Origin of the sequence: Curtobacterium sp. MCBA15_016 (assembly GCF_001865105.1) — a bacterium.
Lineage (GTDB): Bacteria > Actinomycetota > Actinomycetes > Actinomycetales > Microbacteriaceae > Curtobacterium.
Window position 1 is genome coordinate 26529 of sequence record NZ_MJGR01000015.1, and the last position, 19611, is coordinate 46139.

20 protein-coding genes are annotated in these 19611 nt (G+C 72.5%); 9 read left to right on the top strand and 11 right to left on the bottom strand.

Annotated features, from left to right (window positions below; translation table 11 throughout):
• Positions 1-41 precede the first annotated feature (41 nt).
• Both BIV03_RS06375 and BIV03_RS06380 read left to right on the top strand, forming a co-directional pair.
• Complete coding sequence (locus BIV03_RS06375; protein ID WP_071295058.1) at positions 42-1091, top strand: biotin/lipoate A/B protein ligase family protein; 1050 nt, start codon at positions 42-44, stop codon at positions 1089-1091.
• Between the two features lie 44 nt (positions 1092-1135).
• The gene (locus tag BIV03_RS06380) at positions 1136-1648 is read left to right on the top strand and encodes a hypothetical protein (RefSeq protein WP_139201881.1); all 513 of its coding nucleotides are present in this window, start codon (positions 1136-1138) and stop codon (positions 1646-1648) included.
• Here the strand turns inward: BIV03_RS06380 and BIV03_RS06385 are convergent.
• Positions 1633-3186: an ATP-binding protein gene (locus BIV03_RS06385; RefSeq protein WP_071295060.1), complete on the bottom strand. Its 1554-nt coding sequence runs from the start codon at positions 3184-3186 to the stop codon at positions 1633-1635. The two genes, BIV03_RS06380 and BIV03_RS06385, sit on opposite strands and share 16 nt — an antisense overlap.
• A 242-nt stretch (positions 3187-3428) precedes the next feature.
• Between BIV03_RS06385 and BIV03_RS06390 the strand changes: the two genes are divergently transcribed.
• Positions 3429-3758 carry a hypothetical protein gene (locus BIV03_RS06390; protein WP_139199469.1) on the top strand — a complete coding sequence of 110 codons (330 nt, stop codon included), beginning with the start codon at positions 3429-3431 and terminating at the stop codon, positions 3756-3758.
• A gap of 39 nt (positions 3759-3797) precedes the next feature.
• Here the strand turns inward: BIV03_RS06390 and BIV03_RS06395 are convergent, their stop codons facing one another.
• A complete protein-coding gene (locus BIV03_RS06395) occupies positions 3798-4085 on the bottom strand; it encodes a GNAT family N-acetyltransferase (protein ID WP_070416961.1) in 288 nt (95 codons plus the stop codon).
• Positions 4086-4154: 69 nt separating this feature from the next.
• Here BIV03_RS06395 and BIV03_RS06400 point away from each other — a divergent pair, with 69 nt between their 5' ends.
• Together BIV03_RS06400 and BIV03_RS06405 are read left to right on the top strand one after the other, a co-directional pair.
• On the top strand, positions 4155-5537 hold the full coding sequence (locus tag BIV03_RS06400; RefSeq protein ID WP_071295062.1) for a hypothetical protein: 1383 nt from the start codon (positions 4155-4157) through the stop codon (positions 5535-5537).
• Positions 5538-5592: 55 nt separating this feature from the next.
• Positions 5593-6501: a site-specific DNA-methyltransferase gene (locus BIV03_RS06405; protein ID WP_254790770.1), complete on the top strand. Its 909-nt coding sequence runs from the start codon at positions 5593-5595 to the stop codon at positions 6499-6501.
• A gap of 8 nt (positions 6502-6509) precedes the next feature.
• Here BIV03_RS06405 and BIV03_RS06410 read toward each other — a convergent pair whose 3' ends face one another.
• The 9 genes from BIV03_RS06410 to BIV03_RS06450 form a co-directional block, all read right to left on the bottom strand.
• A complete protein-coding gene (locus BIV03_RS06410; RefSeq protein WP_071295064.1) occupies positions 6510-8996 on the bottom strand; it encodes an MDR family MFS transporter in 2487 nt (828 codons plus the stop codon).
• Positions 8997-9183: 187 nt separating this feature from the next.
• Complete coding sequence (locus BIV03_RS06415; RefSeq protein ID WP_083403249.1) at positions 9184-10119, bottom strand: hypothetical protein; 936 nt, start codon at positions 10117-10119, stop codon at positions 9184-9186.
• 12 nt (positions 10120-10131) lie between these two features.
• Entirely contained in the window at positions 10132-11751 is a 1620-nt protein-coding gene (gene pgm, locus BIV03_RS06420) for a phosphoglucomutase (alpha-D-glucose-1,6-bisphosphate-dependent) (RefSeq protein ID WP_071295065.1), read from the bottom strand.
• Between the two features lie 153 nt (positions 11752-11904).
• Positions 11905-12150 (bottom strand): hypothetical protein, encoded by a 246-nt coding sequence (locus tag BIV03_RS06425; RefSeq protein ID WP_071295066.1) that lies wholly within the window; start codon positions 12148-12150, stop codon positions 11905-11907.
• Positions 12151-12268: 118 nt separating this feature from the next.
• The gene (locus tag BIV03_RS06430) at positions 12269-12931 is read right to left on the bottom strand and encodes a class I SAM-dependent methyltransferase (RefSeq protein WP_071295067.1); all 663 of its coding nucleotides are present in this window, start codon (positions 12929-12931) and stop codon (positions 12269-12271) included.
• On the bottom strand, positions 12928-13560 hold the full coding sequence (locus BIV03_RS06435; protein ID WP_071295068.1) for a DUF2064 domain-containing protein: 633 nt from the start codon (positions 13558-13560) through the stop codon (positions 12928-12930). The genes BIV03_RS06430 and BIV03_RS06435 overlap by 4 nt, the downstream gene beginning before the upstream one ends.
• Positions 13557-14303: a glycosyltransferase family 2 protein gene (locus BIV03_RS06440; RefSeq protein WP_071295069.1), complete on the bottom strand. Its 747-nt coding sequence runs from the start codon at positions 14301-14303 to the stop codon at positions 13557-13559. The genes BIV03_RS06435 and BIV03_RS06440 overlap by 4 nt, the downstream gene beginning before the upstream one ends.
• 547 nt (positions 14304-14850) lie before the next feature.
• A complete protein-coding gene (locus tag BIV03_RS06445; RefSeq protein WP_071295070.1) occupies positions 14851-15921 on the bottom strand; it encodes an NAD(P)-dependent oxidoreductase in 1071 nt (356 codons plus the stop codon).
• Entirely contained in the window at positions 15918-16817 is a 900-nt protein-coding gene (locus tag BIV03_RS06450) for an MTAP family purine nucleoside phosphorylase (RefSeq protein ID WP_254790772.1), read from the bottom strand. Before BIV03_RS06450 ends, BIV03_RS06445 begins: the two co-directional genes overlap by 4 nt.
• Before the next feature lie 119 nt (positions 16818-16936).
• Here BIV03_RS06450 and glp point away from each other — a divergent pair, with 119 nt between their 5' ends.
• Genes glp through BIV03_RS06470 form a run of 4 tightly spaced genes read left to right on the top strand, consistent with a single transcriptional unit; the run spans position 16937 to position 19606 of the window.
• Positions 16937-18166 carry a gephyrin-like molybdotransferase Glp gene (gene glp, locus BIV03_RS06455; RefSeq protein ID WP_071295071.1) on the top strand — a complete coding sequence of 410 codons (1230 nt, stop codon included), beginning with the start codon at positions 16937-16939 and terminating at the stop codon, positions 18164-18166.
• Positions 18163-18657 carry a cyclic pyranopterin monophosphate synthase MoaC gene (gene moaC, locus BIV03_RS06460; RefSeq protein ID WP_071295072.1) on the top strand — a complete coding sequence of 165 codons (495 nt, stop codon included), beginning with the start codon at positions 18163-18165 and terminating at the stop codon, positions 18655-18657. Before glp ends, moaC begins: the two co-directional genes overlap by 4 nt.
• Positions 18654-19166: a molybdopterin-binding protein gene (locus BIV03_RS06465; RefSeq protein WP_071295073.1), complete on the top strand. Its 513-nt coding sequence runs from the start codon at positions 18654-18656 to the stop codon at positions 19164-19166. The genes moaC and BIV03_RS06465 overlap by 4 nt, the downstream gene beginning before the upstream one ends.
• A complete protein-coding gene (locus BIV03_RS06470) occupies positions 19163-19606 on the top strand; it encodes a molybdenum cofactor biosynthesis protein MoaE (protein WP_071295074.1) in 444 nt (147 codons plus the stop codon). Before BIV03_RS06465 ends, BIV03_RS06470 begins: the two co-directional genes overlap by 4 nt.
• Positions 19607-19611: the final 5 nt, after the last annotated feature.

The window sequence follows — 19611 nt, forward strand, 5'->3', positions numbered from 1 at the left end:
CCGCCCCGCGCCTCCCGTCCGACGCGGCGTAGGCTCGTGGTGTGCACGGTGAGTACAAGGTCCCGGGAGGCAAGCTGGTCGTCGTCGACCTCGAGGTCGTCGACGGGGTGATCGACCAGTTCCGGCTCGCCGGGGACTTCTTCCTCGAACCGGACGACGCGCTGCCGCTCATCGACGCCACCGTGGACGGGCTGCCAGCCACGACCGACGCCGCGGGCATCGCCGCCGCCGTCCGTGCCGCATTGCCGGAGGACGCCGTCCTGCTCGGGTTCACGCCCGAGTCCGTCGGGGTCGCCGTCCGCCGTGCCCTGTCGCGCGCGTCGACCTGGCGTGAGTACGACTGGGAGATCATCCACGAGGGGCCGATCAGCCCGAACGAGCACCTCGCGCTCGACCAGGTCCTCACGGAAGAGGTCGGGGCCGGTCGCCGCGGCCCGACCCTCCGCATCTGGGAGTGGGACCAGCCGGCCGTCGTCATCGGGTCGTTCCAGTCCCTCAAGAACGAGGTCGACCCCGAGGGCGCTGCGAAGTACGGCGTCGAGGTCGTCCGTCGGATCTCCGGCGGCGGCGCGATGTTCATGGACGCCGGCGCGATCATCTCGTACTCGCTGTACGTGCCGACCGACCTCGTGCAAGGCATGACCTTCGCCGACTCGTACGCCTACCTCGACGAGTGGGTGATCGAAGCGCTGAAGTCCCTCGGCATCGAGGCCTACTACCAGCCGCTCAACGACATCTCGTCGACCAAGGGCAAGATCGGCGGCGCAGCACAGAAGCGGCTCGGCACCGGATCGCTGCTGCACCACGCCACCATGAGCTACGACATGGACGGCGAGAAGATGGTGCAGGTGCTCCGCATCGGTCGCGAGAAGATGAGCGACAAGGGGACGACCTCGGCTGCGAAGCGCGTCGATCCGCTGCGCTCGCAGACCGGCCTCACCCGTGCGGAGATCATCGACCGGCTCATCGCGACCTTCACGAAGCTGTACGGGGCGCACGAGGGGCACGTGACCGCGGACGAGCGGCTGCGGGCGCAGGAGCTCGTGGCGTCGAAGTTCGCGACGCGGGAGTGGCTCGAGCGCGTCCCCTGATCGGGCGGCTGTCGGCCGCACACGGCACCCCCTAGGGTCGGCAGGTGCGCAGATCACCCCGTCCGTTGTCGGTACTCGTCGGAGTCGGCCTCGTCGCGACCGCCCTCGCGGGGTGCTCGGACGGTGCGCCGGACAACGCCTCGAGTGACGCACAGTCCGGGCTGCAGCGGTGGACGTCGCTGATGGAGACGGCGATCACCGACCCCGAGCACGGTCGCGGTGGGGCCGGGGGCGCCGGCGAGGGCATGGTGACCCTCGAGAACGTCCCGGCCGGCGACTGGGACCTGCTGCTCGCGTGCAACGGTGTCGACGGCGAGTACTTCCGCGCGACGGCCGGAGCCGACGTCGCGGACGTGCTCGGGCGGACGGACGCTCCGTGCGGGGCCACGACGCGGATGTCGATCACCGTGCCGGAGCCCGGCGGACTGACGCTCCGGGCGCGACCGCTCAGCGATGCGCCGGAGGCGGTCCGACGGGGTGACGTGGTGACGTACTGGTACGTGGGCGTCGTGCCGAAGGGGTTCGAGGCCGGACAGCGGACCTACGACCTGGGCTGATCGTCCTCGTCGTCGTCGTCGGCGGGGGCGCGGAGGACGAGGTCGATGCCTCCCGACGACTGGCCCGGGCGGAGGAAGGCCTGGTTCACGGGCGCGACGTACGAGCCACTGAAGGTGACCTCGTGCTCGGCGTCGTCCTCCTCGTCGTCGTCGGGCTCGTCGGTGTCGTCGGCGGAGCGGGTTCCGAGCAGCTTCCGGGTCAGGGCGCTCCGCTCGGTGAGCAGCGAGTCGAGCGCTGCACGCAGGTCGACGTCGGCGGGCTCGGCACCGCGCAGGGCCGCACCGAGGACGCTCCGACGCATGAGCTCCTTGGCGAAGGAGCCCGTCGTGCCCTCGGCACGCTCGGCCGCCTCGGCGAGGGCGGCCTCGGAGAAGGGCAGTGAACCGGCGTACCGGCGGAAGAGCCGGACGCGCTCGGGCAGGGCGGGGAGCGGGATCTCCACGGCGAGGTCGACCCGGCCGGGACGGTCCGCGAGGGCGCGTTCGAGCACGGACACCCGGTTCGTGGTCATCACGAAGGCGACGTCCGCGTCGCCGTCGAGCCCGTCGAGGGCGTCGAGCACCTCGAACAGCAGCGGCTGCGGGGAGCTGTGGCGTTCCATCGCGACGAGGTCGATGTCCTCCATCACGACCAGTGACGGCTGGAAGGTCCGGGCGATCTCGGCCGCGGCACCGATCGCCGCGATGCTCGAGCCGGTGAGCAGGATCGCGGTGACCCCGGTCGTCCGGGTGAGGAGGTGCCGGATCGTGAGCGTCTTGCCCGTCCCGGGAGGGCCGTAGAGGAGCACACCGCGCTTGAGGTGCTGTCCGGCCGCGAGGAGGGCCGCACGCTGCTCGCCGATCCCCACGACGTGGTGGACCACCTCGTCGAGCACGCCCGCGCCGAGGACGACGTCGTCGGCGTCGACCTCGGGCCGGCGGAGGAACGTCGCCCCGGCATCGGACCCGTACTCGGACTGCACGAACGACAGGACCTGCCCGCGCAGGACGCTGCGCTCGATCATCAGGGCACGGAGGCGGAGCAGGAACGCGGTGGCGGCGTCCTGGTCGGGCGACAGGATCTCGAGGCTGGCGCGGCCACGGCCGTACTCCGGCTTGGCCGACCGCTGGACGACCGCGACCGGAGCGCCGTCGAAGGTGAGGAACCGGAGGCCGAACGACACGACCCGACGGGTGGTGTCGGCACCGGTGGCCCGGGTGGCGTAGCTCACGGGGCCGGGCGCCCACCGCATGTGGGGGTTCGCGATGAACTCGCTGACGGAGCTGTGGAACCGGCTGTCGTCGCCCGCGATGCCGACGAGGGCGTCGGGGTCGGTGCCGGCGAGCTCCTCGAGGGCGATGTCCGCGTCGACGAGGCGGTGGTCGGGGAACTCCTCGGTGACCACGGGGACCGACTGCGGGTCGACGCCGAGGTGGGCGCCGATCCGTTCACCGATCGGTGTGGTCACCGCCTGCTGTTCGGCGGCGGCGAGTTCGTTCGCCTTCTCGATGTAGCGGGCGAACGCCCGCATGAGGTCCCGGTCTGCGTCGTCGAGCACGTCGCCATCCTGGCACGCAGCGCTGGAACGCGTCCGGCCGCCCGGTCCGCACGTGGTCGGCCGCCCGGGCGGTCGGGGACACTGTGGGGTTCTGGCCGCACGTGGTCGGCCGCCCGGAGAGGGGGGTTCCGGACGGCCGCAGGACCAGTGTGGGTGTCGTCCTGAAGAACGAGCCATGTGGATCGTGAGAATCCTCCGCGCGGCGGATGTCCCCGTCCGATCGCCGACGTAGCGTCGTGTGCGTGAACTGGTTGATCCTCCTGGGGGCGGTGGCCGCCGCGGCCGTCGTGATGTGGATCGCCGATCGCGTGGGGTGGATCGACCTGTCGAACAAGGCCACGCGCAGCGGCGGATCCGGCGGTGTGGTCTCGATGATGGACGAGGTGTTCGCGCCGACCCGTCACGAGACGCAAGCGGAGTACGAACGGCAGTCGCGCCTCCCGAGGGAGGCACCGACGCCGGCGGACGACGACCACGACCTGCTCAGCGGGAGTGTCCTGATCAAGGTGCCGGCGGTGCGCAGCGCCGGTCGGCACGCGGTGCGGGCCGGGACGCACGACCGGTCGTACTGACGACTCGTCCTGGCGGGAACCGGCAACGCGCGGGCCGCGTCAGCGGGTCGTGAGCTCCTGGTAGTCCGGGTGCCGCTCGATCCACGCCGCGACGTAGCTGCACTGCGGGACGACCCGTCGCGAGGACCCCGAGCGGACGTCGTCCAGCGCGTGCTCGACGAGGATCGAGGCGTGACCACCGCCGCGGTGCGCGGGGTCCACCTCGGTGTGGACGAAGCGGATCTCGTCGCCGTCGACCTCGTACGCCGCGAAGCCGATCACCTCGCCGTCCTCGACGAGGGAGTACTGCTGCTTGTCGGTGTCGTTCCGGACCTCGGGTGTCGCCATGGAGCAGACGCTACGCCCCTCCCGAAGAAGGGCCTGTGTGCGCGCTGGACGCCGGGCTAGGGTCTGATCGTGCAGCACGAGACGACCCCGCCGTTCCGCTTCCGGACGCCTCCCGGGTGGCCGACACCCTTCGCTGAGTGGGTGGAACTGCACCAGGCCGCCGAGCCCGCACCGGGGTGGTCGCCCGCACCGGGGATCCCGCCCGCACCCGAGGACTGGCGCTTCTGGGCCCCGGTCCCGCGGTCGTTCCGGGGCTTCGTGCCGGCCGCAGCCCGCCGCCTCCGCGTCGCCCAGTGGATCGGCCTCGTGGTGGCGCTCCTCGCGCTCGCCGCGGTCATCGTCGTCGCGGCGCTCGGTGGTCTGGCCGTGGTCGGACTCCTGCCGCTCGTGGCCGGGATCGCGGTGCTGGTGGTGTGCTCCGCGCGGGCGGGCGAGCTCGCTGACCGGACCGCGGCCTCGATCCGGGACGATGCGGCGGTGTGGCGGCGGACGGAGGTCCCGGCGCGGGCACGGGCGGCGTTCCCGGAGCTCGACGAGGACCGAGCCGTGGCTGCCTGGGAGGCGGCGGCGTGGGGGCTGCCCACCGTGCGGCCGTTCGCCGTGGCGGACACAGCACCGAAGCGTTCGCCGTTGCGCCACCGCACCCGTACGGTCGTCGCCGTGACCGCCGGTGCCGCCGCGCTCGTGCTCGTCGTCGGCGCGACGACGGCCGTCCACCCCGTCGTCCGTGCGCTGCAGAGCAACGGGCAGACGCTCGCGTACGGACTCCAGGACACCGCACCCGACGGCAGCGTCCCGGACGACAGCGGCCCGGACGACGACGCACCGGACCAGAACGCACCGGACGCGGGGGACCCGGCGCCGTGGACCTCGGACGACGGCACGGTCACCGCGTCGTTCATCGGCGACGACGAGACGTGGGATGCGACCTGCGGAGCGATCGACTTCGCGGACGGCTGCTGGTCGTGGCAGATCGACAGCGAGTGCGACGGGCCGGCGCGGGTCACGGTCGGATTCTCCGCCACCGAGGGCGGTGACGACGTGCGCACCGACACCCGCACGGTCGTGCTGACCTCCGGGCGACCGCTCGTCCTCACCGAGCAGGGGTCCGAGGAGTGGGGCGGCATCCGCGACGTCACCTGCTCCACCGCACCGGAGCACGCCGTGGCGCTGACCCGGAGCCCGCTCGACTCCGACGCCGAGGACGCCGACGGCTCGTGGCCGGACGGCTGCGTCGACTACGGTTGCGCCGGGTGGGAGGTCACCCCCGAGGCGTCCTGCGACTCGGCGACCGTGCAGTTCTCCGTCGACGAGGAGGTCGCGACGCTGCCCGGTCCGCACGACCTCGTGGTGGCGACGGCACTGCGCGCGGGCGAACCGGTGGACGTCTGGGCGGGCGGCGCGTGGCTGCCGGACGACGACGCGACGATCTCCCAGGTGACCTGCGGCTGAGCCCGGCCCGCGGGCTCCGCGGGGACGAGACGCCGCGTGGACCAGAATGGTGCACGTGCACAGCGGCGACGATCGAGGACCGGACCGGGTGGTCCTCGGCGACAACCTCGACGTCCTGCCGACCCTGGCGGACGGCTCGTTCACGCTCGTGTACCTCGACCCGCCGTTCAACACCGGCCGCTACCAGCGTCGGCACGCGAGCGCCGCAGTCCGCGAGCCGACGGTCGGCGACGAGGCCGCAGCTGCCGATCGCCGACGTGAGCGGGTGACGGGCTTCCGGGGGAGCTCCTACGAGCGCGTCCGCGGCGACCTCATGCGCTTCGACGACCGGTTCGAGGACTACTGGTCGTTCCTCGAACCGCGGCTGCTCGAGGCGTGGCGGCTCCTCGCCGAGGACGGCACCCTCTACCTCCACCTCGACTACCGCGAGTCGCACTACGCCAAGGTCCTGCTCGACGCCCTGTTCGGCCGGGAGTCCTTCCTCAACGAGATCGTCTGGGCGTACGACTTCGGTGCGAAGTCCCGGTCACGTTGGCCGACGAAGCACGACACGATCCTCGTCTACGTCAAGGACCCGTCGCGGTACTGGTTCGACTCCGAGGCGGTCGATCGTGAGCCCTACATGGCGCCGGGACTCGTCACACCCGAGAAGCGCGAGCGCGGCAAGCTCCCGACGGACGTGTGGTGGCACACGATCGTGTCCCCGACCGGCAGGGAGAAGACCGGCTACCCGACGCAGAAGCCCGAGGGGGTTCTGCGCCGCATCGTGCAGGCGTCGTCGCGCGAGGGCGACTGGGTCCTCGACTTCTTCGCCGGCAGCGGGACGACAGGCGCGGTGGCCCGCGCGCTCGGCCGGCGGTTCGTGCTCGTGGACGACAACCCGGTCGCGGTCGACGTGATGCGCCGACGACTGCCGGGGGCGTCGTTCGACGTGGTCAGCCCGTCGGACGCATCGACGGGCTGACCACGTCGCTACTCGGCTGAGTGACGCCCGTGCCCGTGCTCGTCGGGCCTGGAGGCGCGGCTCGCCTCCGCAGCGTCGCCGCCGGTGGTGTCCGTGGTCGCGTCCGTTGCGGCGTGCGCGGCTCGGGTACGGATCGCGCCCGTGGTGGTGGGCGGCTCGTCGACCGGCGCGGCGGCGGAGTGCGCGCCGTGCGTGGTCGCGTCGGGCAGCGGTGCGCGGGTGCCGTCGAGGGAGACGGTGGAGGCACCGCCGGCTGCTCCGGCCGACCGGGTCGTCGACTGCCCGACACCGACACCGACACCGACCGCGGAACCGGCCGAGCGTGGCTGCGAGACCACGTCCGGCGAGGTCGGGACGACCGCCATCGAGCCGGTGTCCGGCGAGACGAGCGATCCCGTCCGGGCGGCTGCGTGCTGGGCGTCCACGGTCAGGCGGTCCGCGTCGGCGGTCGCCCGCTCGTTGTCCGCGCGCTCGGTGTTCGCCTGCTCCTGCAGTGCCGAGACCTTGCGGAGCGGCGGCACGCGGAAGAACCAGGTGAGCACGAAGGCGAGCAGGATCACGGCGAGGCCGACGTAGTAGACGACCACGGCGGAGTCGCTGAACCCGACGAGGAACGGCCGGGTGAGGCGCTTGTCCGCGCCGTTGAGGAACGACGTGTCGCTCGTCGACGAGCTGGTCGAGGAACTCGCGCTCGAGTCACCACTCTTGAGCTGCTCGACGAGCGTCGGAGCGACCTCGTCGACGACGTTCTGGCGCTGGTCGGCGTTCGAGTAGTCCACCTGCAGCGTGCCGTCCACGACCTCGGCGTTCGCCTTCGACGCGGCGGTCTCGAGTGCCTGCTGCTCGGCCGCGGGCTTCGCGGCGGCGACCTGCTGGGCGATGACCGTGTCCGCCGAGGCCTCGGGGACCGTCCCGGCCGCGACCTGCTGCTGGACGGCAGCGGTGACCTGCTTCGTGACGGCGGCGTCCGCGGCCTCCTTGGCCTGGGCGGCACCCTTGTCGAGACCGTCCTGGACGTTCTGCTGCACCGGGTCGACGATCTTGTTCCAGATCTGGTCCATCACGCCCTTGTTGTCCGACGCGTTCGCGACCGACGGGGTGAGTGCGGCGTTCAGGGCGCTCTTCAGGTCGCCCTCGTTCTGCATCGCCGTCGTGATGTTCGTCGGCATGAGCGTGAACAGGACGGACAGCAGTACGGCGGTGCCCATGGTGCCGCCGATCTGGCGGAAGAACGTGGCGGCGCTCGTCGCGACGCCGATGTCCCGCGGGCTGACGGAGTTCTGCGCCGCCAGGGTCAGGGTCTGCATGAGCTGCCCGAGCCCGAGGCCGATGCCGAACATGCCGAGCATCAGGAACCAGAGGGGGCGGTCGGCGGTGAGGAACGTCAGGACGGTGAACCCGATGGCCGTGAACGCCGTGCCGGTGATCGGGAAGACCTGGTAGTTGCCGGTCCGCGAGATGATCTGGCCCGAGGCGATCGACGAGATCATCAGACCGAGCACCATCGGGAGCATCGCGAACCCGGACTCGGTCGGCGTGACGCCCTTCACGATCTGCAGGTACAGCGGGATGGTGAGCATCGCGCCGAACATGCCGAAGCCGACGAGGACGGACAGGATCGCCGACATCGAGAACACCCGCGAGCCGAACAGCTTTAGCGGCAGGATCGCGTCGTCGCCCATCGCCCGTTCGACGATGATGAACGCGATGAGCCCGAGCGCACCGATCGCGTAGCAGGCGAAGGCGCCGGGGGAGTCCCAGCCCCACTCGCGGCCCTGCTCGGCGATGAGGAGCAGCGGCACCAGGGTCACGATGACGAGCGTCGCGCCCCACCAGTCGATCCGGGGCTTGCCGCGGTCGCCGAACTTCGGCAGGTGCAGGAACGTCAGCACCATGAAGAGCGCGATGATGCCGATCGGCACGTTGATCAGGAACACCCAGCGCCACCCGGCGATGAACAGCAGCTGATCCGCCCCGGCGAAGACGCCGCCGACCAGCGGGCCGATGACGCTCGAGATGCCGAAGACCGCCAGGAAGTAGCCCTGGTACTTGGCGCGCTCGCGCGGGGCGAGCATGTCGCCCATGATGGCGAGCGGCAGGGACATCAGACCGCCGGCGCCGAGGCCCTGCAGCGCGCGGAAGCCGGCGAGCATGAGCATCGAGGTCGAGAACGACGCGGCGAACGACCCGACGATGAAGATGCCGATCGCCGTGAGGAACAGCGGACGCCGGCCGAAGATGTCGGACAGCTTGCCGTAGATCGGTGTCGTGATCGTCGACGCGATGAGGTAGCCGGTCGTCACCCAGGCCTGCTGGTCGAGGCCGTGCAGGTCGTCGCCGATCGTGCGGATCGCGGTGCCGACGATCGTCTGGTCGAGGGCACCGAGGAACATCCCCGCCATCAGGCCGTAGATGACCAGCAGGATCTGCCGGTGGTTCATCACGGCGTTGGACGAGGTGGTGGGTGCCGCGGGTGCGGTCGCGGTCTGGGTCATGTGCAGGGTCTCCCGGAAACTTTGCGCTGGCTGCAAAGTTACATCTGCCGCAAGGTGAAGGGTCGCGCCGGAGTGGGTTCCTGAGTGGATCGGCAGCACCGGCACCGGTTTCGGTGGCGTCTGTCGGAACGTCCTCGCGAGCGCTCCCGACGCCGTCACAGTACGCCCGAGCGTGACGTGCGGTGCGTCAGGACGCTGCGGCGGCCTGTTCGAGGGCTTCTTGGAACCGCTCGTCCACCTCGATGCGCATCGCGCCCGTCTCGTCGTCGAAGCCGGACACCGCGCTGACCCGGCCGTTGCGCGAGAAGTACAGCAGGGGGCTCAGCACCCCGCCGGGCAGGCCGTGCTCGCCGTCCGTGAGCACCTGCACGACCAGGCCGGCGAGCATCTGCACCGAGGTGATGCTCGACGCGTCACGGATCGGGACGGCGAGCAGGAGGTGCCGGTGCGGGATCGCGAACACCGTGCCGAACCCCGCTGCACCGAAGAGCGCCGGGAGGTTGACCGCCTTCGACGCGACGAACAGGGACTCGCCCTCGACGATGAACACCCCGGGGGCGATCTCGGCGTGCTCGTCCACCGGTTCGTCGTCGGTGCCCAGCTGCCCGAAGGCGAAGAGCTCGTCGATGCCGAGGGCGAGCCGCGGCAGGGTCGGACCCGACAGCGTGCTCACCATCGTCGGGTAGTCGACGCACAGCCCGAGCACCAGCCCGGGAGCGAACGGTCGGGCGTAGTCGAGGTCGGTGGGGTCGGACGGGCCGGCGCCGAGGCCCGTGCCGCCGTCCGCGCTGCGGTCCGGCAGGATCCGCAGTCGGATGCGCTGCCGCAGCTCGTCGGCGCCGAGCTCCTCGGGTGCCGGCTCGCTGTACGCCTGGATCATCCGGTCGAAGTGCTCGGCGACCATGTCGGCCTGCACGTCCGGGGCCTCACCGTGCACCTGCGCCGCGAGGTTCTCGAGCAGGAAGACCCGGCCGTCGGTGCCGACCAGGCGAGCCTGCTCGCCGGCCGGCACCTCGACCGTGGTCTCCATGCCGCGCTCGGCGAGGGCCCGTTGGGCGAGCACCACGAGCGTCGGGGCGGGCTCGTCGCGCCGACCGTCCTGCTTCCGGCCGAACCACCCCATCCGCGCGGGACCTCAGGCCCCGAGTGCGGCGTCGACGATCTCCTTGGCTTCGCGCTGCACCTGTTCGAGGTGCTCCTGCCCGACGAAGCTCTCGGCGTAGATCTTGTAGACGTCCTCGGTGCCGGACGGGCGGGCCGCGAACCACGCCTTGTCGGTGACGACCTTCACGCCGCCGACGGCCGCGTCGTTGCCCGGAGCCTTCGACAGCTTCGCCGTGATCGGGTCGCCCGCGAGGGTCTCGGCGGTGATGGCGTCACCGTCGAGCTTCGACAGGCGGGCCTTCTGCTCCTTGCTCGCGGCGGCGTCGACACGCTGGTAGACCGGGGCGCCGAAGCGTTCGGTCAGCTCGTCGTAGAGCTGCGACGGGGTCTTGCCGGTGACCGCGATGATCTCCGACGCCAGGAGAGCCAGGATGATGCCGTCCTTGTCGGTGGTCCACGCGGTGCCGTCCTTGCGGAGGAACGACGCGCCCGCCGACTCCTCGCCGCCGAAGGCCACGGAACCGTCGATCAGGCCCGGGACGAACCACTTGAAGCCGACCGGGACCTCCCACAGGCGGCGACCGAGGGACTCGGCCACGCGGTCGATGATGCTCGACGACACGAGGGTCTTGCCGATCGCGGCGTCGTCGCGCCAGGCCGGACGGTGCGCGTAGAGGTACTCGATCGCCACGGCGAGGTAGTGGTTCGGGTTCATCAGGCCGCCGTCGGGCGTGACGATGCCGTGCCGGTCGGAGTCGGCGTCGTTGCCGGTGAGGACGTCGTAGTCGTCCTTGCGCGCGACGACCGAGGCCATCGCGCTCGGGCTCGACGGGTCCATCCGGATCTTGCCGTCCCAGTCGAGCGTCATGAACGACCAGGTGGGGTCGACGTCGGGGTTGACCACGGTGAGGTCGAGCCCGTAGTGGTCGCGGATGCGGTTCCAGTAGGGGAGCGACGCACCACCCAGCGGGTCGGCGCCGATCTTCACGCCGGCACGCTTGATCGCGTCGATGTCGATGATGTTCTCGAGGTCGGCGACGTAGGCGCCGAGGAAGTCGTAGCGGTCGGGCGAGGCGTGCTCGGTGCGCTGGACCTCGGCGTTGCCGCCGGCGATGATCGCGTTCGCGCGCTCGGCGATCCAGCTCGTCGCGTCACTGTCCGCCGGGCCACCGTGCGGCGGGTTGTACTTGAAGCCGCCGTCGCGGGGCGGGTTGTGGCTGGGCGTGATGACGATGCCGTCCGCCGTGTCCGCGTTGCCGGCACGGTTGTACGCGATGATCGCGTGGCTGAGCGCCGGGGTGGGGACGTAGCCGTTCTCGCTGTCGGCGAGGACGTGCACGCCGTTGGCGGCGAGGACCTCGAGCGCGGTGCGTTCGGCGGGGCCGGACAGCGCATGCGTGTCACGGCCGATGAAGAGCGGGCCGTCGGTGCCCTGCGACGTGCGGTACTCGACGATCGCCTGCGTGATCGCGGCGATGTGGGTGTCGTTGAACGCGGAGTCCAGCGAGGAGCCGCGGTGGCCCGAGGTGCCGAAGACGACCTTCTGCTCGGGGACGGAGACGTCCGGGACGCGCTCGTGGTACGCGGCGATGAGGGCGTCGAGGTCGACGAGGTCGTCTGCAGTGGCAGGGGTGCCGGCGCGGTCGTTCATGCGTCCATCCTGGCATCGCGCGGGTCGGCACGCCCAGGAACGTCGCGCCTGTGGACGACGAGCGCGCCTGTGGACGAGGAGCGAGCGGCCGTCCGCACCGGGGAGAAAGGGGGACACCCCGGGTGGACGACCGCTCGCGGTACGGGGACGGCGTCAGGCCGTGCGGAACGAGCCCGTCGCGGTCCGCAGCGAACCGGTGGCCGTGCGCGTCGAGGACGTCGCGGTGCCGGGCCGACGGGACTGCGTGTCGACGAAGCGGCCGAGCGCACGACCGATCCCGGTTCCGGTGTAGGTGCCGATCGGTCGCCAGGCGGCGTCCACCGCGTAGGCGCCGAGCTCGTCACGGTTCTCGAGGCCGGTCACGTACGCGCCGCCCAGGGGGTTCTGACGGTTCTGCATGGATGCTCCTCGTCGTCGTGCCGAGGGTCGTCGGTCACCGGGCCGGCGACCGCGACGCCGTCGGCTTGATGACCACCACACTACCTCCTTCTTTTGCATGACACAAAAGAAGGAATGCTCAGGCGAGCAGCTCGCAGAAGGTCCGGCCCTCGGCGGTCCAGCTCTGCTTCGCCACGAGGCCAACCGTCTCGGCGTGGTCGAGCAGGGCGTCGACGCCCACCTCGGCCCACGGGAAGCCCGCGCTCTGGTGGCCGTCGGCGTCCACCACGCGGGCGGTGTACACCCGGTCGGCGGTGCGGTCGACGTGGGTCTCGACGACCACGCGGCCGCCGACGCGCACGATCTCGCGGCACCGGGCGAGCAGGGCCGCCGGGTCGCCGCCGATGCCGATGTTCCCGTCGATCACGAGCGCCGTGTCCCAGTGCCCCTCGTCGGGGACGGTGTCGAAGACCGAGCCCTGGATCGCCGTCCCGCCGGAGCGTCGGGCGATCGCCACGGCGTCGGCGGAGACGTCCACGCCGAGCGACGGGATGCCGAGGGTGCTCGCGGCGACGAGCATCCGCCCCGGCCCGCAGCCGATGTCGATCACCGGCCCGTCCGCACCGTCGAGGAGCGACCGGTCGATGCGGTCCGCCGCGGCGCTCCAGCGGCCGACGTCGAGCGTGACCGCCCGGTCCGGTCGGGAGGTGTCCGTCAGCCGGATGCGACCGTCGGTGCGGAGCGCACGCGCGTACGGTTCGCCACCGCCGGCCCCGAAGGAGACGGGTGCTTCCATGGTCATCGGAGTGCCCCCGTGGTCTCGGCCTGCAGCGCGGCGGCGAACGCGGAGTCTGGTACGAGGTCGGCGACGCGCTCGGCGTCCGGCACGGTGTCGACGTCGAGCAGGACCCCGAGGGTGCCCGCGTCGAGGCCGGCGTCGATCAGGCGGGCGAACTGGACCGCACCGGTGTCGTCCTGCGACATCGGCACGCCGCGGAGCAGGTCGCCGTCCGGGTCGCGCAGGTAGAGGGACCAGAACCCGCCGTCCTCGGCCGGGCCGAACCAGGCGTCGCGCTGCGGCTCGTCGAACACCGGTGCGACGTCGGCCGGCCCGAACTGCGGCGTGTCCATGCCGACGAGCAGCGTCGGGCCCTCGACGGTGTCGAACAGTGCACCGAGCCGCTCGTCGAGGCCGCCCGTGGTCTGGTGGATGACGTCGAAGCCCTCGGCGCCGGTCGGCAGCACCGTGCCGTCGTAGAACAGCACCCGTCGGGCGGCGGGCAGCGCACGGACGGTCGCCAGCGTGTCCGCGAGGCTCGCGGCGGCGACCCGTGCGGCACCCTCGGGGGTGAGCGCCGGCGTCAGGCGGGTCTTGACCCGGCCGGGCAGGCACTCCTTCGCGACCACCGCGACGGTGATGTCGGTCGTCATGAGTGGACCTCCTCGGAGTGGGTGGGACCGGCCACGTGGCGGACCGGAGCGGGTGCGACGACGGTGGGTCGCGCCTCCCGTCGGTACTCGCGCAGCAGACGCGACATGTCCTTGACGGCGTTGACGGTGCCGCGGAGCGTGCCGGTGACCTTGCTGTCGCCGATGCGCTGCGCGTACCCGATGTCGGACTCGTCGACGCGCCACCCGGCGGCGTGCGCCGCGAGGACCATCTCGAGCGGGTAGCCGCTTCGGCGGTCCCGCAGGTCGAGGGACACCAGGTCCGCGCGACGCATCACGCGCATCGGGCCGAGGTCGCGCAGCCGGTACCCGGTCGCGCGACGCATGAGGACCGCGAGGACGCGGTTCGCGAACCGGGCGTGCGGTGCCCAGGCGCCGGGCGTGGTCGGCACGCGGCGTCCGAGGGCGAGGTCGGTGTGTCCCGTGGCCACGCGGGCGACGAGCGGGACGAGCTCGGCCGGGTCCATCGAGGCGTCGGCGTCGCAGAAGGCGACGTACTCGGCCGTGGCGGCGGCGACCCCGGCGGCGCAGGCCGAGCCGAAGCCCTTCACCGGTTCGGTCACGACCAAGGCGCCGTGGGCCCGGGCGACGTCGGCGGAGCCGTCGGTCGAGCCGTTGTCGACGACGATCGCGCGGTAGCCGCGCGGGAGTCGGCCCAGGACCTCGGGGAGGGCATCGGCCTCGTCGAGACAGGGGAGGATGACGTCGACGTTCATGTCGCCCATTCGGTGCGGAGCGTCGGAACGACTGGTGTCGGCTCCCGCCGCGCGCGTCGGCGGGGCGGGGCGGTCGGTCTCGTGGGCCGGCTGTCGTTCCATGCCTACGACACAACACGCGATGCGCGGTCGGGGTACAGGATCGGCGTCCCCCGATGGACGTTCCGCGCACTCTCGGTGGCGGGCCACCCCTGATCGGGGGACACCGGGGTGGGGCGTCCGACGGACGCGTCACGCGGTGGACGTGCCGGCCTGGAGGCGCGGCGCCGGTTTCGGGGACCGGCGCCGCGCCTCCAGGCGGTCGCGCTCCTGCCCGCTGGCCCGCCTGCCCGCCCGCCTGCCTGCCCGCCCGCCTGCCTGCCAGCCCGCCTGCCAGCCAGCCCGCCCGCCGGCCAGCCCGCCCGCTTGCTCGCCGAGCGGGCACGAAACGTCCCGTTCGCGGCCGCTGTGCGGCCGGTTCCGCCCGCTCGCCGAACGCGAGCGGCGAGTCGTGCCCCCTCGGCCGCTCAGCCCGGGCGACGCATTCCGCCCGCTCGCCTGCTGACGGCGGCGCGGCCTACTGCACCGCGGCGCGCAGCGGCGCCGTCGCGAACTCCCGCATGCCGCGCTCGAAGTCGACCTCGGCACGCCACCCGAGCTCGGCGGCGATCCGGTCCGACGACGCCGTCACGTGCCGGACGTCCCCGAGCCGGTACTCGCCCGTGACGACCGGTCGCGGCCCCTCGGGACCGGCGATCGCGGCCGCCATCTCGCCGATGGTGTGCACGACGCCGGAGCCGACGTTGTACGCACGGAAGGTCTCCGCCGGGAGCTCCGCCGTCGCGGCGATCGACGCGGCGTTCGCGCCGGCGACGTCGTCGACGTGCACGAAGTCGCGACGCTGGCGGCCGTCCTCGAAGACGCGGGGGGCCTCGCCGCGGGCGAGCGCCGAGCGGAACAGCGAGGCGACCCCGGCGTACGGCGTGTTCGCGGGCATGCCCGGCCCGTAGACGTTGTGGTACCGCAGGGCGATCGCGCGGCCTCCGGTGGCACGGGCCCACGACGACGCGAGGTGCTCCTGCGCGACCTTCGTCTGCGCGTACACGTTGCGGGGGTCGAGCGCGGCGGACTCGTCGATCAGGCCGGGCAGGAGCGGCGTGCCGTCCGGCCCGATCGGGTCGAACTCACCGGCGTCGAGGTCGGCGCGGCGACGTGCGGGCGGGCGCACGGGCTCGCCGGCGGCGGTCGTGTACGACCCCTCGCCGTAGACGACCATCGAACTCGCGACCACGAGCCGGCCGATGCCGTGGCGGTCCATGCCGGCGAGGACGTGGGCCGTGCCGGCGTCGTTCGTCGAGACGTAGTCCGGGGCGTCCTGGAAGTCGACGCCGAGGCCGACCTTGGCGGCCTGGTGGCACACCACGTCCACGCCGTCGAGGGCTGCGTCGAGGGCGACCCGGTCGCGGACGTCACCGTGCACGAACTCGATGCCCTGCTGCTGGTGGGCGGTGACGACCTCGGCGGGGTCGCCGTGCACGTCGTCGCGGAGGGAGTCGAGCACGCGCACCTCGTGGCCCTCGGCCCGGGCGCGGCGGACGATGGCGGAGCCGATGAAGCCGGCGCCGCCGGTCACGAGCAGGCGGGTCACGCGGTGGCTCCCGTGGTCGCTGCTGCAGGCCGTGCGCTCGTCATGGCGCTCGCGCTCGCCTCGGCCGGGACGAGCTCGCGCGGGGTGTAGTCGTCCGGGATCGCCGCCACGATCGAGCCGATCGCGCGGACGATCACCTCGTTCGCACGGGCCAGGCGCTCCATCACCATGCCGTGCGTGACCGGGGCCTCGCCGGCTCCGGCGGCTGCCTGCGCTTCCGCCTCGGCCTCGGACGGGGCCAGGCCGGCGTCGGCGTCGGTCACGAACGAGAGGTTCACCGTCCCGATGCCGAGCTCGGCCGCGAGGGGCACCTCCGGCGTCATCGTCATGTTGATCGTGTGGCCGCCGGCCTCGCGCATCCAGACGGACTCCGCACGCGTCGAGAACCGCGGCCCCTGGATCACCACGCACGTGCCCGTCGGGCGGAACGGCACGTCGAGGCGCTCGATCGCACCGATCGCGACGCGTCGGAGCACCGGGTCGAACGGGTCTGCGAAGGAGAGGTGCTGCACGGCGTCCTCGAAGAACGTGTCCGCGCGGCCCCACGTGCGGTCGATGAGCTGGTCGGTCACGACGAAGGTCCCCGGGGCGTAGTCGGGGTGCAGCCCGCCGACGGCGCTCGACGACACCACGGCGCGGACCCCGAGCGACCGCAGCGCCCACAGGTTCGCGCGGTGGTTGATGCGGTGCGGGGCGACGGAGTGTGCGCGGCCGTGCCGGGTGAGGAACGCGACGCGCTTGCCGGCCATCGTGCCGATGCTGATCGGGCTCGACGTGGCGCCGAACGGGGTGTCGACGTCGATCTCGTCCGCGGTGCCGGGTTCGAACAGCTCGTAGAGTCCCGAACCGCCGATCACCCCGATGCGCGTCTCGTCCACAGCCCCGGTCGTGGTCACGTCGTTCTCCACAGGTCCTCCGAATGGTCCTCGGCGCGTTCTGCGCGCTCGTTACGCTACTGGGACCGCCCCCGGCCGGACCGGGAGCGGGCACACTTCTCACCTGTTCGGAGGCGCACGTGCGAACGATCGGTCAGCACCGCGACGAGATCGCGGCCCTGGTCGCGCCGGTCCTGTCCGCCAGGCGCTCCGCGGTCCCGGAGGCACGGGACATCGACGACCTCGCCACCGGTGCCGGCGGCGGACGGGGGCACCGCGTGCTCGCACGTGCGGTTGTCGCACCCGTGCCGCTCCCACCGTTCGACAACAGCCAGATGGACGGCTTCGCCGTCCGTGCCGCCGACGCCGGTCGCGTGCTGCGGGTGGTCGCCCCGATCCCGGCGGGGACGATGCCACCGGCGCTGGACCCCGGGACCGCTGCTCCGATCATGACGGGGGCGCGCATCCCGCTCGGCGCCGACGCGGTGTTCCCGGTCGAGGCCACCGACCTCGGGGCGTTCCCCGCGGCGCTGGCCTTGGCCGAGGTCAGGGTGCCGGACGACCTCGCCCCCGGGACCTTCGTCCGGGCGACGGGCACCGACCTGCCGAGCGGGGGCCAGCTGGCTCCTGCCGGCGCTGCCGTGACCCCCGCGGTGCTCGGGACGCTCGCCGCGGCCGGGGTCTCGACGGTCGACGTCGTCCGGCAGCTCCGGGTCCTCGTCGTGTCCACCGGCTCCGAACTGCAGGGCGCCGGTGACGCCACGATCGGCGACGCCAACGGGGTCGCACTGCGGGCGGCGCTCGCCGAGGTCGGGGTGGCCTCGCGGTCGGTGCGGGTGCCGGACGACGAGACGACGTTCGTCGCGGCCCTCGACGATGCGGTGGGGCACTGGGCCGACCTCGTGCTCACCACGGGTGGCATCAGCGCCGGGGCGTACGAGGTCGTGCGGCAGGCCCTCGAGCCGCGGGGTCTCGCCGTCACCCCCGTCGCGATGCAGCCAGGCGGCCCCCAGGCGTTCGGTACCGTCGAACTCGCCGGGCGTCCGGTCCCCGTGGTGTCCTTCCCCGGCAACCCCGTGTCGGCCCTCGTCTCGTTCGAGGTCTTCCTCCGCCCGCTCCTGGCGGCGGACGCCGGGATCCCCGACGACCGCGTCGCCGAGGTGCTGCCCGCTGCGGACACCGCGACCTCGCCCGAGGGCAAGCACCAGGTCAGGCGCGGCCGGGTCGAGGACGGCCGCGTGCACTTCGTCGGGGGTCCGAGCTCGCACCTGCTCGCGCACTACGCCACCGCCACGCACCTCGTCCACGTCCCGATCGGCACCGCCACGGTGGCGCCCGGTGACCCGCTGACCGTCTGGAGCCTCCGATGACCGACCCGACTCTGCCCGGCGGCGACGAACTCTCGCACGTCCGCGCCGACGGCACCGCCCACATGGTCGACGTCTCCGAGAAGGACGTCACCGCGCGGTCCGCCACCGCGACCGCGACCCTCGTCACCCGCCCCGACGTCGTCGCCCGCATCCTCGACGGCTCGCTGCCCAAGGGCGAGGTGATCGGCACCGCCCGCATCGCGGCGATCATGGCGGTGAAGAAGACCTCCGACCTCATCCCGCTCTGTCACCCGCTGCCGATCGCCGGGGTCGAGGTCGACATCACCGGCGACGACGACCGCGTCCTCGTCGAGGTGTCCGTGCGGACGACCTCACGGACCGGCGTCGAGATGGAAGCGCTGACCGGCGCGAGCGTCGCGGCCCTGACCGTGTACGACATGGTGAAGGCCGTCGACCGCACGGCCACGATCACGGACGTCCGGGTGCTCGAGAAGCACGGCGGACGCTCGGGGGACTGGAGCAACCGATGACCTCGCAGCCGACCAAGGGCCGGGCGGCCGTCGTGGTGGTGTCGACCCAGGCGTCCGTCGACCCCGCGCTCGACCGGACCGGTCCCGTCATCGCGGGCTGGCTCCGCGAGCGAGCCTTCACCGTGGCCGAGCCGATCATCGTGCCCGACGGCGGCCCGATCGCCGAGACGGTCTCCGCCGAACTCCTGTCGGACGCCCGGGTCGTGATCACCACGGGCGGGACCGGCGTCACCCCGACCGACCGCACGCCCGAGGCGATCGCACCGCTCATCGACCTCGAGCTCCCCGGCATCACCGAGGAGATCCGGCGCCGCGGACTCGCCGGAGCAGGACCGACCGCGCTGCTCAGTCGTGGCATCGCGGGGATCGCCGGCGGCGGCACCCTGATCGTCACGCTCCCCGGGTCCCGCGGCGGTGTCGCCGATGGACTCGCGGTCCTCGACGGCATGCTCGACCACGTCCTCGCCCAGGTCTCGGGCGAGGGCCACACCCCGCGGAGCGCCTCGTGACGGACGCTGCGACGGCTGGCGACCGGGTCGTGGTGGCCGACGTCGTGGACCGCTCGATCACCGTCGACGAGGTCTCGGCCGTCGTCGCCACCGACCAGGACGGCGCCGTCGTCACCTTCGCCGGGGTCGTTCGCGACCACGACGGCGGCAAGGGCGTGACCGCGCTCGAGTACGAACGGCACCCGAGCGCCGGCGACGTCATCGCCGAGGTGGCCCGGACCATCGCGGTCGCCCACCCCGAGGTCCGCATCGCCGTGCTGCACCGCGTGGGCGCGCTCGGCATCGGGGACGTGGCGCTCGCCGCAGCCGTGTCGTCCCCGCACCGGGCCGAGGCGTTCGCTGCCTGCGGTGCGCTCGTCGACCTCGTGAAGGAGCGGGTCCCGATCTGGAAGCACCAGCGGTTCACCGACGGCTCCGACGAGTGGGTCGCCGCCCTCTGACGGAT